This is a genomic window from Sinomonas humi (assembly GCF_000802235.1).
Taxonomy (GTDB): domain Bacteria; phylum Actinomycetota; class Actinomycetes; order Actinomycetales; family Micrococcaceae; genus Sinomonas; species Sinomonas humi.
In genome coordinates this window covers 116,406-129,470 of sequence record NZ_JTDL01000152.1, presented here as the reverse complement: position 1 = coordinate 129,470, position 13,065 = coordinate 116,406, and the positions used below count along the sequence as shown (strand labels likewise).

12 protein-coding genes and 3 tRNA genes are annotated in these 13,065 nt (G+C 66.8%); 12 read left to right on the top strand and 3 right to left on the bottom strand.

Features of this window, described 5'->3' with window-relative positions:
• Positions 1-83: 83 nt before the first annotated feature.
• Complete coding sequence (locus LK10_RS20035; RefSeq protein ID WP_043128058.1) at positions 84-878, bottom strand: alpha/beta fold hydrolase; 795 nt, start codon at positions 876-878, stop codon at positions 84-86.
• A gap of 95 nt (positions 879-973) precedes the next feature.
• Here LK10_RS20035 and LK10_RS20030 point away from each other — a divergent pair, with 95 nt between their 5' ends.
• From LK10_RS20030 to LK10_RS20000, 7 genes are all read left to right on the top strand, one after another.
• On the top strand, positions 974-2,482 hold the full coding sequence (locus LK10_RS20030; protein WP_043127897.1) for an HD domain-containing phosphohydrolase: 1,509 nt from the start codon (positions 974-976) through the stop codon (positions 2,480-2,482).
• Between the two features lie 49 nt (positions 2,483-2,531).
• Entirely contained in the window at positions 2,532-3,320 is a 789-nt protein-coding gene (locus tag LK10_RS20025) for a fumarylacetoacetate hydrolase family protein (protein WP_043127894.1), read from the top strand.
• Between the two features lie 53 nt (positions 3,321-3,373).
• Entirely contained in the window at positions 3,374-4,897 is a 1,524-nt protein-coding gene (gene gltX, locus LK10_RS20020) for a glutamate--tRNA ligase (RefSeq protein ID WP_043127892.1), read from the top strand.
• On the top strand, positions 4,890-5,693 hold the full coding sequence (locus LK10_RS20015) for an HAD family hydrolase (protein ID WP_052207621.1): 804 nt from the start codon (positions 4,890-4,892) through the stop codon (positions 5,691-5,693). Before gltX ends, LK10_RS20015 begins: the two co-directional genes overlap by 8 nt.
• A gap of 71 nt (positions 5,694-5,764) precedes the next feature.
• Positions 5,765-5,836: transfer RNA gene (locus tag LK10_RS20010), tRNA-Gln, on the top strand.
• 52 nt (positions 5,837-5,888) lie between these two features.
• A tRNA-Glu gene (locus tag LK10_RS20005) sits at positions 5,889-5,961 on the top strand.
• 85 nt (positions 5,962-6,046) lie between these two features.
• Positions 6,047-6,119: transfer RNA gene (locus tag LK10_RS20000), tRNA-Glu, on the top strand.
• Between the two features lie 70 nt (positions 6,120-6,189).
• Here LK10_RS20000 and LK10_RS19995 read toward each other — a convergent pair.
• Both LK10_RS19995 and LK10_RS19990 read right to left on the bottom strand, forming a co-directional pair.
• A complete protein-coding gene (locus tag LK10_RS19995) occupies positions 6,190-6,729 on the bottom strand; it encodes a DUF1697 domain-containing protein (protein ID WP_043127890.1) in 540 nt (179 codons plus the stop codon).
• Positions 6,730-6,772: 43 nt separating this feature from the next.
• Positions 6,773-7,492: an IclR family transcriptional regulator gene (locus LK10_RS19990; protein ID WP_043127887.1), complete on the bottom strand. Its 720-nt coding sequence runs from the start codon at positions 7,490-7,492 to the stop codon at positions 6,773-6,775.
• 123 nt (positions 7,493-7,615) lie between these two features.
• Here LK10_RS19990 and leuC point away from each other — a divergent pair, with 123 nt between their 5' ends.
• From leuC to LK10_RS19965, 5 genes are all read left to right on the top strand, one after another.
• Entirely contained in the window at positions 7,616-9,058 is a 1,443-nt protein-coding gene (gene leuC, locus LK10_RS19985; RefSeq protein WP_043127884.1) for a 3-isopropylmalate dehydratase large subunit, read from the top strand.
• A 76-nt stretch (positions 9,059-9,134) separates the two neighbouring features.
• A complete protein-coding gene (gene leuD / locus LK10_RS19980) occupies positions 9,135-9,734 on the top strand; it encodes a 3-isopropylmalate dehydratase small subunit (RefSeq protein ID WP_043127883.1) in 600 nt (199 codons plus the stop codon).
• Positions 9,735-9,866: 132 nt separating this feature from the next.
• Positions 9,867-11,195 carry a UDP-N-acetylglucosamine 1-carboxyvinyltransferase gene (murA, locus tag LK10_RS19975; protein WP_043127880.1) on the top strand — a complete coding sequence of 443 codons (1,329 nt, stop codon included), beginning with the start codon at positions 9,867-9,869 and terminating at the stop codon, positions 11,193-11,195.
• A gap of 23 nt (positions 11,196-11,218) precedes the next feature.
• A complete protein-coding gene (locus LK10_RS19970; RefSeq protein WP_052207634.1) occupies positions 11,219-11,995 on the top strand; it encodes a lysophospholipid acyltransferase family protein in 777 nt (258 codons plus the stop codon).
• Between the two features lie 41 nt (positions 11,996-12,036).
• Positions 12,037-13,065: an NAD(P)H-dependent glycerol-3-phosphate dehydrogenase gene (locus LK10_RS19965; RefSeq protein WP_043128053.1), complete on the top strand. Its 1,029-nt coding sequence runs from the start codon at positions 12,037-12,039 to the stop codon at positions 13,063-13,065.

The window sequence follows — 13,065 nt, the reverse complement described above, 5'->3', positions numbered from 1 at the left end:
CGAGAACCGCACCACCGCCAAATCCCATGACGGCGCGTTCCCCGCACTCGGCGGGGACGCGCCGTCGTGCGTTCGCGCTGACGCTACGTCACGGTCTTGGCAGACCTGTCGGCATCCGACCAGAGCCGGCGGAGTGAAGCGGAGAGGCGTTCGGGCTCCACGCGGTGCGGAGGGTCGAAGTGGTGACGTTCAGCGAAGACCTCAAGCCGGAAGTCCGGGAACACGTTCGAGAGCCTTTCGGCGATCTCGCCGTAGTCGTCTGGATTCGAGAGGGCGCCCAGGGCAAAGTAGACGGGCTGCCTGAAGCGGGCCAGCGCTTCCCTGTCGAGATCGTAGGTTCGGAAGGTTCCGAGGAAGGCCCGGATTCCGGCGGGCCGCAGCGCCATCCAGGGTGGCTCCGGTCCTCCAGCGACTGGGAGGCCTGCGGTTACGCCCGGTCGCACGCCGAGTTTGACGAATTCGGACATGAACTCGGCCGGTTCCAAATCCTCGAGCGCTCGGTACTTCTCCCACAGTTCCCGGTGGCGGTCGCTCCACCCCCAGTTGCCTGCCCACGCCGGCTCAAGCAAGGCAAGGCTTTCCAGACGCGCTGGATGCCGCGCCGCGAACGCGAGCGCGGAGGCGCCCCCGCCTGAGTAGCCGACGAGGTTGAAGGTGTCCCAGCCCTGCTCGTCGGCAGCGCGTAGGACGCCGGCAATTTCGGTGTCGAGGCTGTAATCGGCGGGAGGTCTTGGGCCAGCGTAGACCTCAAGGTCCTTGGCAACCGCCTCGACGTTCTCGCCGAGAGACTCGAGGAGCGCCCGGTAGGCCGGTGCTGCTGGGAGGACGCTTCCGGGGAGGAGCATGACCCGGTGTCGACTGTGCTGGGTGGTTTCCATGGCTTCAGGATGCGGCGGGAAGAGCCGCGCCCACATCGCGCGAACGCGCTATTCGGAGGCTGGTTTAGGGCACGAGTGCGGTTCATGATCGATGCATGACGGGCCCGCTGCGCCTCGCTGAGTTCATCGCCGCAGTGTCGCTCGCGACGGATCTTGGCATGGGGCAACCGCTCGAGCAGGGGCTCAGAACCTGCCTCGTGACTCTGGAGCTCGCGGACGCGGTCGGGGCGGAGAGGGACGTCGCGCGCGAGGCCTACTACACCGCACTCCTCCGATTTCTCGGCTGCACTGCCGACGCTTTCGAGGCAGCACGTATCGCCGGGAATGACATTGAATTGCGGGCTGCCATCGCCCCTGTCATAGGCGCAACTCCGGGCACGTTTCTTCGCGCCGTGATGCCTGCGCTCGGTCGCGGCCTGTCTGTGGGACGCAAGGCCGCGCTTCGAACACGCTTCCTGGCAACAGGACCTGAGCGACTGAGGGCTGGAGTGCGGGCGCATTGCGAGGCAGCCGAGATGCTCGCGGTGAGGCTCACCCTTCCGCTCGGCGTCCGCAGGGCGCTCGGCGCGGCCTTCGAACAGTGGGACGGCCGCGGGTTTCCCAGCGGGGTGAAGGGCGAAGCAATCCCCCTCGCTGCCCGCCTCGTCGCCGTCGCCCGTGACATAGAGGTGATCTCTCGCCTCGGCGGCGTCGAAGCCCTCAAGGCCGCCCTTCGCGAGCGGGCGGGGAAGTCCTATGATCCCCGGCTTGCGACCGCCGCACTTTCCCAGCTTGGGCGCTTGCTGGATGCTGCCGGCACGGGCAGGGCGTGGGAGACGGTCCTTGGGAAGGAGCCGCTGCCGCTAGCCGAGATACCGCCCGAGCGAATGGAGGACGTGCTCGCAGTCTTCGCCGACTTCGCCGATCTCAAGGAACCACGGCGGGCGGGGTTTTCCCGGGCAGTCGCACATCTTGCAGCAGCGGCCGTTCCGGACCGACCAGAGCTCTTACGGCAGACCGCGCTCGTCCAGGATCTTGGACGCGTAGGCATGCCGAGCAGGGCGGACGGGTCGCTCGAGCCGCTCGACGACGAGCGCCTCCGGCTCCATCCATATTTCAGCGAGCGCATTCTTGCGCACATCCCGACTGCGCGGCCACTCGCGAAACTTGCGGGCCTGCACCACGAGCGTCTTGACGGCTCGGGCTATTACCGAGGCGCCTCGGGCACTGAGATCCCCTGGGAGGCACGGGTGCTCGCCGCCGCCGACGCATTCCAGGAGAACTTCGTGCGTGCCCCCGGTCCCGCGGACATGACCCCCCAGCAGGCAGCCGATGCGCTCGCTCGACTCGCTCCGGCAAAGCTAGACCCTCACGCGGTAGATGCCGTCCTCGCCGCAGCCGGTGTGAGGGGTCTCAGTCCGCGTGCCCACGCTGCAGGGCTCACCGAAAGGGAAGTCGAGGTGCTGCGTCTCATCTGCAGAGGTGCCACCAAGAAGGAAGTGGCCGTCGCACTGACCATCTCTGTGAGCACGGCTGACCACCACGTGAGGCACATCTACGCCAAGACTGGTGTCTCCTCTCGGGCGGCCGTCACTCTCTTTGCCGCCGAACACGATCTCCTCTAGGGTCAGGCTCCCCGCATTGAGCGCCCAGCCCCGCGATAGGGTGGGGGCCATGCGTATTGCCCGTTTCGTCATTGATGGTGCCTCAGATTCGACCCCTCTCTATGGCGTCGTCCAAGGCGAGCCCGGCAGCGAACAGGTGGCGGCCATCAAGGGTGATCCCTTCTTCCAGGGCATCACCCCGACGGGCCAAGTCCATCGCCTTGAGGACGTCCGCCTCGTGGCGCCCATCATCCCTCGGAGCAAGGTCGTCGGCATCGGCCGAAATTACGCGGACCACGCGAAGGAGCTCGGCAACGAGCTGCCCACCGAGCCCGCCATGTTCCTCGTGGCCAACACCGCCGTCGTGGGTCCGGGCGATCCCGTGATCCTCCCCGAGTGGACCGAGGAAGTATCGTACGAGGGCGAGCTGTGCGTCGTGATCGGTCGTATCTGCAAGGACGTTCCGGCCGAGAAGGCCCATGAAGTGATCTTCGGCTACACCGTGGGGAACGACTTCACGGCGCGGGACAAGCAGCGCTCCGACGTCCAGTGGGCGCGTGCCAAGTCCTTCGACACGTCCTCACCCCTCGGCCCCTGGATCGAGACGGAGCTCGACCCCGAGGACCTTTCTCTCGTGACGCGGCTCAACGGAAAGGTCGTCCAGGACGGCACGACGGCGGACATGGTCTTCGGCGTAAGCGAGCTCGTCGCCGCTGTGTCCCAAGCCTTCACGCTGCTCCCGGGCGACGTCATCATGACCGGAACGCCGGCCGGGGTCGGTCTCGTCACGGAGGGCGACCGCATCGAGGTCGAAATCGAGGGGATCGGGACGCTCTCCAATCCCGTCGTGCGCCGATAGAAGCAGCCGGCGGGCGCCTGAGCGGCATGGCTCCGGCCTAGAATGGTTCCACTATGACTTCCTCCGCCGATACCGCCGTGCTCAACGCTGACGCCATCCCTTCCGTCACCCCCGATACCCCCGTCCGCGTTCGGTTCTGCCCATCGCCCACGGGTACGCCGCACGTCGGCATGGTGCGTACGGCCCTCTTCAACTGGGCCTACGCGCGCCATACGGGAGGGACTTTCGTATTCCGCATCGAGGATACGGACGCGCAGCGGGACTCGGAGGAGAGCTACCAGCAGATCGTAGAGGCGCTGCGCTGGCTCGGCCTCACATGGGACGAAGGGATCGACGTCGGCGGCCCGCACGAGCCCTACCGGCAGTCGCGCCGGCTCGACCTCTACAAGGATGTCGCCGCGAAGCTCAAGGAGGCGGGGTTCCTCTACGAGTCCTACTCGACACCCGATGAGATCGAGGCGCGCCATCGCGCGGCCGGCCGTGACCCCAAGCTCGGCTACGACAACTCGGACAGGGACCTGACCGAGGAACAGATCGCGGCTTTCCGGAGCGAGGGCCGCGAGCCGGTCCTGCGGTTCCGGATGCCGGATGAGGATGTCGCTTTCGACGATCTCATCCGCGGCGAGATCCGTTTCAAGGCGGGAAGCGTGCCGGACTTCGTCGTCGTGCGCGCCGACGGTTCACCCCTGTACACGCTCGTCAATCCGGTCGATGACGCGCTGATGGGGATCACCCATGTGCTCCGGGGAGAGGATCTCCTCTCCTCGACTCCGCGCCAGGTCGCGTTGTACCACGCGCTGCACGCCGTCGGCGTCGCGTCCTACATGCCGCTCTTCGGACACCTCCCGTATGTCATGGGAGAGGGGAACAAGAAGCTCTCGAAGCGGGACCCGCAGTCGAATCTGTTCCACCATCGGGACCGAGGCTTCATTCCCGAGGGCCTGTTGAACTATCTCGCGCTGCTCGGCTGGTCGCTCTCGGCGGACGAGGACATCTTCACCGTCAAGGAGCTCGTCGACAACTTCGATATCGCCGATGTGCTCCCGAACCCGGCCCGTTTCGACCAGAAGAAGGCCGAGGCGATCAACGGCACCCACGTTCGGCTCCTGGACGCCGCGGACTTCCGCGACCGCCTCGTGCCGTACCTTCGGTCTGCAGGGATTGTTGGCGAAACGCTGAACACGCGTGAGGAGCAGATTCTCACCGAGGGCGCTCCGCTCATCCAGGAGCGGATCACCCTGCTGGGCGAGGCGCCCGGGATGCTCGGCTTCCTGTTTGCAGAGGACGCCTCGATCACCGTCGAGGACGACGCGCGGAAGGGCCTTCCCGAGAATCTTGCGGAAGTCCTCGACGCGGCGATCGCGGCTCTCGAGCCGTTGACGGAGTGGACGGCGGAGGCGATCCAAGACGCCCTCCGCACTGCTCTCGTGGATGGACTCGGAATCAAGCCGCGCCTCGCGTTCGGTCCCGTACGAGTCGCGGTGTCAGGCCGCAGGGTCTCACCGCCGCTCTTCGAGTCGATGGTGATTCTCGGGAAGGACTCCTCGCTCGCGAGGCTCAAGGCCTTCCGTGGCTGACGGCGGCTCCGGCTCCCTGGGCCTGCCCGATCGGCCCGTCAGCGGAGTTCTCCTCGACATTGACGAGACGCTCGTCGATCTCGAGGGCGCGATGCATCGCGCGCTGCGGGAAGTCACTGCTGGCTATGTCGAACTCGACGAGGCGGGTTGGGCCCGTTTCTGCGATACGTTCACTCGCGGTTCGGAAGACATCTACGAGCAGTACGTCGCCGGCGAGATCACGTTTGCCGAGCAGCGGGTTCTGCGCGCGCAACGGTGCCTCGCCGATGCGGGGACGGAGTTCCCAGACGCGGCCGCGGCAGCATCTTGGCTCAGCGCCTACGAAGCGGCGCAGCCAGCCTACGTGCGTGCGTTCGACGACGTCGTGCCCCTCCTCGACGCGCTCGACGAGGCGGGCGTGCCCTATGGCGCGGTGAGCAACAACGTGCACGACTACCAACGGGCGAAGCTCGACCACGCCGGGCTCGAGAGGGTGGAGGTCCTCGTCGGGATCGACGCGGTCGGGGCAGCGAAGCCGGCCCCGGCGATCTTCCATGAGGGGCTGCGCCTCCTCGGTACAAGTGCCGCGGGCACGGTCTACGTGGGGGACAATCCCCATCACGACGTAGTCGGGGCCGAGGGCGCGGGACTGCGAGGCATTTGGCTCAACCGTTCCGGAAAGGAGCTGCCCGCGGACCTCGCGGCGCACGTGCGCGTGCAGATCGGCAGCCTCGAGGAGCTGCCTGCCCTCATCGGGTTGGGGGCTACTGATCCGCGCGAGGCGATTTGGCACCGCGGTGCCGATCTTGTAAAGTAATTACTCGTGCTGAGGGGCACGGAGCGCATCGAATCGGAAGGTTCGAGGCCCTTCTGGCCCCGAAGACGCCTTGGGATATGGTGTAATTGGCAACACTACGGTTTCTGGTACCGTCATTCTAGGTTCGAGTCCTGGTATCCCAGCTCCTGATGCCCCGTGAGCGAGCGGCGGGTCTGACGGTCAGGTAAAGTACACGGCCCCATCGTATAGCGGCCTAGTACGCCGCCCTCTCACGGCGGTAACGCGGGTTCGAATCCCGCTGGGGTCACGAAGGTCCGCGGGATTTCCCGTAGGGCCTTTATTCAAGCCTTGGCGCGGCGGCTGTCATGCCTTCGCGTCAAGATGCAGTGCTCGGCCCCATCGTATAGCGGCCTAGTACGCCGCCCTCTCACGGCGGTAACGCGGGTTCGAATCCCGCTGGGGTCACTGCGAAGAATGCCCCCGATCCTCGCGGATCGGGGCATTCGGCTTTCCAGCCCTGTCCCTGACCAAGGGGCTAGTCGCAGAGCTTCTGCGCTGCAGCTTGGACCTTGAGCATGGTGCGGAGATTCCGGGTGGTCGTGGTGGCTTTGAACTTGGCCTTCGCCGTCGCCTTCGACATCGTGCTGTCGAGCGTCCCGCCGACCGGGGCGAGCCACGCCGTAGCAGTAGGGGAGAGGCGCGCGTGCTCGGTGCCGGCCCTCTCTGCCAGATCCCAGAGTTCGTCGAGCACGGCAGAGTCCGTCGCCAGCGTCACGTAGGTGTGTGTCGAAGCGTCGTCGGGAGGAAAGGGGCATGCATTCACCAGGGCGTCGACGTCGTCAGCGGGAATGACGATCACCCAGGCGTCATAGCCGAAGCGTTCACGAAGTGCGTCCTGGATGGCTTCCTTGAGTTCATCCGCCGAGAGGCTTGAACGGAGGACGGCGTTGCCGCTAGCGAGCAACGTCGAAACGTCGGTGACCGGGAGTTCCGCGAGCGTCGCTTTGACCTCTGCCATCTTGAGGTTGATCCCGCCCACGTTGACGCCTCTCAGGAAGACGGCGTAAGCGTTCATGGAGCCTCTCCTTAGAGGTCGTGATCGTTCTCCCGGACGCGTCTTAGTCGTTGCCCTTGCGGAGCGCTTCGGTGAGGAGGCGGGCAGCGCTGCAGACGACCTCAGCATGCTGACGGCCCGGCTGCCGCGTCAAGCGCTCGATCGGGCCCGAGATGGAGACGGCCGCGATCACCCGCCCTGAAGGCCCCCGGACTGGCGCGGACACCGAGGCGACCCCGGGCTCGCGTTCGCCGAGCGACTGGGCCCAGCCCCGCCGTCGTACGCCCGCTAGCACGGTGGGAGTGAAGCGGGCGTTGTTGAGCCCCTCGAGGAGCCTGTCGTGGTCCTCCCACGCAACGAGGATCTGGGCGGCCGAGCCAGCTTTCATGGTGAGCTGGGTGCCGACTGGAATTGTGTCTCGAAGCCCTACCGGGCGTTCTGCTGAAGCGACGCACACGCGCCAGTCGCCTTGCCGGCGGAAGATCTGGGCACTTTCACCGGTCGCGTCGCGCAGCTGGACGAGGATCGGCCCGGCGGCCGCGATGAGGCGGTCCTCTCCAGCGGCCGAGGCGAGTTCGACGAGCCGGGAGCCGAGCACGAAGCGGCCCTGGATGTCACGCGCTACGAGGCGGTGATGGACGAGGGCGAGCGCGAGCCGATGAACGGTCGGGCGGGCCAGGCCTGTCGCGGAGACGAGCTGGGCCAGGGTGGTCGGTCCTGCCTCGAGTGCATCGAGCACCATCGCGGCCTTGTCGATCACGCCCACGCCACTAGAATTGTCCATAGCTTGATATTGGTGTCTCACCATCTGAGATGCAAGTCGGCGGACTAGCCCGATCGCGGGTGTCCTGCTGCACTGGTATAGAGGCGCTTGACGGCGCGCATAAAGAACCGAAGGGAGCTGGCCATGGGACGCACTCTGGCCGAGAAGGTCTGGGACGCGCACGTTGTGCGCAAAGGCGAGGCTGGCCAGCCCGACCTTCTCTACATCGACCTGCACCTCGTGCACGAGGTGACCTCCCCGCAGGCGTTCGAGGGTCTCCGTCTCGCGGGGCGTCAACTCCGCCGCCCCGATCTGACGATCGCGACCGAGGACCACAACACCCCGACGCTCGACATCGACAAGCCCATTGCCGACCCGACGAGCCGGACGCAGATCGAGACCCTCCGGAGCAACTGCAAGGAGTTCGGTGTCCGGCTGCATCCCCTCGGGGACACGGAGCAGGGCATCGTGCACGTCGTCGGGCCGCAGCTCGGCCTCACGCAGCCCGGCCTGACCATCGTTTGCGGCGACTCGCACACGTCCACGCACGGCGCGTTCGGCGCCCTCGCCATGGGCATCGGCACCTCCGAGGTCGAGCACGTGATGGCCACCCAGACCCTGCCCCTCAAGCCGTTCAAGACGATGGCAATCACGGTCGAGGGCAAGCTCAAGCCCGGCGTGAGCTCGAAGGACATCATCCTCGCTGTGATCGCAAAGATCGGCACCGGCGGTGGGCAGGGCTACGTCCTCGAGTACCGCGGCTCTGCGATCCGGGCACTGTCGATGGAAGCTCGCATGACCATCTGCAACATGTCGATCGAGGCAGGCGCCCGCGCTGGCATGGTCGCCCCGGACGAGACCACCTACGCCTTCATGAAGGGCCGCCCGCACGCCCCGCAGGGCGCGGACTGGGACGCGGCGGTCGAGTACTGGAACACCCTCCACACCGACGAGGACGCGGTGTTCGACGCCGAGGTCTTCCTCGACGCCGACGAGCTCGAGCCGTTCGTCACATGGGGCACCAACCCCGGGCAGGGCGTTTCGCTCTCGCAGGCCGTCCCCGATCCCGACTCGTTTGCAGACGAGAATTCGAAGGCTGCCGCCCGCCGCGCACTGACGTACATGGACCTTGAGCCGGGGACGCCGATGAAGGACATCCGGGTCGACACCGTCTTCCTCGGCTCATGCACCAACTCCCGCCTCGAGGATCTGCGCGCTGCGGCCGAGATCCTCCGCGGGCGGCAGAAGGATCCGAATGTCCGCATGCTTGTCGTCCCCGGCTCGGCACGGGTCCGCCTCGAGGCTGAGGCTGAGGGTCTGGACCAGGTCTTCAAGGACTTCGGTGCCGAATGGCGCTTCGCGGGCTGCTCGATGTGCCTGGGTATGAACCCGGACCAGCTCGCCCCGGGCGAGCGGTGCGCATCGACGTCCAACCGCAACTTCGAGGGCCGGCAGGGCAAGGGCGGACGCACGCACCTCGTCTCGCCGGTCGTCGCCGCCGCCACCGCGATCCGCGGGACCCTCTCCTCGCCGTCGGACCTCGAAGCAATGCCGGCTGCTGCCGCCGCAGGCGGTCTCTCGGCCTGAGTCCCTGCGGCCCCAAGCCCACCTTGATCCCGGCCCCCTGCGGGCCCCAGAACCTTTTCGAGACAGGAAGCCCGCCATGGAGAAGTTCACCTCCCATACCGGGATTGGCGTCCCGCTGCGCCAGAGCAACGTCGACACCGACCAGATCATCCCCGCCGTGTTCCTCAAGCGCATCACGCGAACCGGGTTCGAGGATGCACTGTTCTCGTCCTGGCGCAAGGACGAGTCGTTCATCCTCAACCAAGAGCCCTTCAAGCAGGGCTCGGTGCTCGTCGCGGGCCCTGACTTCGGCACGGGTTCGTCCCGTGAACACGCCGTTTGGGCTCTCAAGGACTACGGCTTCCGCGTTGTGCTCTCCTCGCGTTTCGCCGACATCTTCCGCGGCAACTCAGGGAAGCAGGGTCTGCTCGCCGCCGTCGTCGCCCAGGACGACATCGAGCTGATCTGGAAGGAACTCGAGAACCACCTCGGCACCCAGATAACGGTGGACCTCGAGTCCAAGACGGTCACGTGTGGCAACCTTGTGGCGCCCTTCGAGATCGACGACTACACGCGCTGGCGTCTTCTCGAGGGCCTCGATGACATCGGGCTCACCCTCCAGCACGAGGACGAGATCGCCGCGTACGAGGGCAAGCGCCCGTCCTTCAAGCCCACCACTCTCCCCGCCCACAGCTGACCCGCGGGCGTGCCGCCGGAGGCGTGGGCGGCACGCCGCAGCACTTTTCGCGGCTGCGACGGCTTCCTTCTATGCTTAGCAGGGTCCGCGGCCGAGCCGTGAGGCCAGGCGAGCAGTGAGGAAGCAACATCTATGAGCAGTGTGCTGACCATCCGCGGCGGCGTGCCGCTTTCCGGACGGGTTGCCGTCCGGGGAGCCAAGAACCTCGTCCCGAAGGCCATGGTCGCGTCGCTGCTCGGCGACGAGCCGTCCGTGCTCCGGAACGTCCCGGAGATCAAGGACGTCGAAGTGGTGCGCAATCTTCTGCGTCTCCACGGAGTGGAGATCTCGCAAGATCCCGCGACGGGCGATCTCACGCTCGATCCGTCGAACGCCCGCACCGCCCATGTGGCCGACATCGACGCCCACGCGGGCGATTCGAGGATTCCCATCCTGTTCTGCGGGCCACTCATCCACGCCATCGGTGAGGCGTTCATCCCTGACCTGGGCGGCTGCCGTATCGGCGACCGTCCCATCGACTACCATCTCGGCGTCCTCCGGCAGTTCGGCGCGGTGGTGGACAAGCGTCCGGGCGGGATCAGCATCTCTGCGCCGAAGGGCCTCAAGGGCGCCAAGATCTCGCTCCCGTACCCGAGTGTCGGGGCGACCGAGCAGGTTCTGCTGAGCGCGACGAAGGCCGAGGGAATCACGGAGCTCACCGGCGCGGCGACGGAGCCGGAGATCGTTGACCTGATCGCCGTGCTTCAGAAGATGGGCGCGCTCATCTCGATCCAATCGGATCGCACGATCCGAATCGAGGGCGTCCGGTCGCTGGGCGGCTTCACGCACACCGCGCTTCCGGACCGCAACGAGGCGGCGTCCTGGGCATCGGCCGCGCTCGTCACCAAGGGCGACATCTTTGTCGAGGGCGCGCTCCAGCGGGACATGATGACCTTCCTCAACACGTTCAGGAAGCTCGGCGGCGGCCTCGAGATCAGGGACGACGGGATCCGCTTCTACCACCGGGGCGGGAAGCTTTCGCCGCTCGTCGTGGAGACGGACGTGCACCCCGGCTTCATGACCGACTGGCAGCAGCCGCTCCTTGTCGCCCTCACGCAAGCGGATGGCGTCTCGATCGTCCACGAGACCGTCTACGAGAACCGGTTTGGCTTCACGGAGGCGCTGCGCCGGATGGGCGCGACGATCCAGGTGCACCGGGAGTGCCTAGGCAGCGTCCCGTGCCGCTTCGGCCAGCGCAACTTCCTGCATTCCGCCGTCATTTCGGGACCGGTGAGCCTGCATGGCGCCGATTTCAACGTACCGGACCTGCGGGGTGGCTTCAGCCACCTCATCGCGGCCTTCGCAGCCCAGGGAACATCCCGGGCGACGGGCGTGGACGTCATCAAGCGCGGCTATGAGCACTTCACCGACAAGCTCGAATCGCTCGGTGCCGACTTCGACCTCTCGGAGGGTGCTGCGTGAGCCGACGGGCGGTCTCGGAGACCATGAGCGAGCGGATCGCCTTCGCCTTCGCCGGTGCGGTGGTGCGGCCGATCATGAACGCGATCATGGGCAAGACTTGGCTCAAGACCGATCGGCTCCCGGACGGCGGCTTCATCGCCTGCCCCAACCACTGCACTGAAATCGACCCGCTCGTCGTGGGGCACATGCTCTACAACTTAGGCCGGCCGCCGCACTTCCTCGCGAAAGCAGGGCTCTTCAAGCCGCCCGTACTCGGGCGGGTCATGAAGGGCACTAAGCAGATTCCCGTGGATCGCAGCGGCGCCGGGGCGGGCACGTCGCTTGAGGTCGCCCGCGAGGTGCTCGACGAGGGCGGCGCAATCCTCATCTATCCAGAGGGCACGCTCACCCGCGATCCGGACCTCTGGCCCATGAAAGGCCACACGGGTGCCGCTCGCCTCGCCCTCAAGACCGGAGCGCCCGTCGTCCCCATCGCCCACTGGGGAGCCCAGGAGGTGTTCCCGCGGTACGCCAAGCGCTTCCACGTCTGGCCTCGGAAGCGTGTGCGGGTGATCGTTGGAGAACCGGTTGACCTGAGCGAGTTCGAGGGGCGCCCGCTCGACAAGTCGACGCTCGTCGCGGCGACGGAGAAGATCATGGGGGCCATCACGGCTTTGCTGGCAGAACTTCGTGGCGAGGAGCCGCCCGCGCGGCGCTGGGACCCATCGGCGCATCAGCAGAGCCTGCATGGCCGCGACGTCGCGAGGGGCACCAACCCGTCGAAGGGCGCTGCGGCGAACGACGGCGGGATCCCCGCGTGAGCGGTGGCCTCGCCCGCGGCGGAGCCTCCCCAGCCGACGGAATCGCCGAAGACATCACGGATGTCGCCGTCTTCGGAGCCGGAAGCTGGGGAACGACCTTTGCGAAGGTCCTCGCAGACGCCGCAGCGGCACATGGCGTCCAGCGCAGCATCCGTGTCTGGGGACGGAACCCGGAGACGATTGCGGACATCAACCGCCGCCGCAACGGGCGCTATCTCGGGGACATCGAACTGCCGGAAGGAATCAGCGCCACGACCGATCCGTCTGTCGCGCTCAAGGGGGCGCAGCTCGTCGTCTTCGCCGTTCCCGCCCAGTCGTTGAGGGCCCAGCTCGAGCAGTGGCGGCCTCTCATTCCCTCCGACGCCGTCGTCATGTCACTCATGAAGGGGCTTGAGGTCGGTACCGACTTGCGCATGACGCAGGTGATCGCGGAGGTCGCAGGGATTGCTCCCGGACGCATTGCTGTTCTCTCGGGGCCGAACCTCGCGATGGAGATCGCGCGAAGGGAGCCCACGGCGTCTGTCGTTGCCTGCGCCGACGAGGAACTCGCGCGTCGCATCGCCCGAGTCTGCACCGCGCCGTATTTCCGCCCCTACACGTCGAACGACGTCGTCGGCGCCGAGATAGGCGGCATCGTCAAGAACGTGATCGCCCTGTGCGTTGGCATCTGCGAGGGCAAGGGCATGGGCGACAACACGAAGGCCTCCGTCATGACGCGGGGCCTTGCTGAGACGACCCGTCTCGCCGTCGCCCTCGGCGCCGATCCCCATACGCTCGCCGGGCTCGCAGGGCTCGGCGACCTCGTGGCCACTTGCGCATCCAGGCTGTCGCGCAACCACACCGCCGGGACCCTCCTCGGCCAAGGCTTCAGCGTCGACGAGCTGGGGAACCACATGACCCAAGTCGCCGAGGGCATCAAGTCCGCCCCCGCGGTGCGGGAGCTTGCCCGGCGTGTCGGCGTGGAGATGCCCATCACCGAAGCGGTCGTCGGCGTTCTCGCCGGCCGCGTCGACGTTGACCAGCTCGAATCGCTCCTGCTTGCGCGGGAGCTCAAATCGGAAGGCGAATAG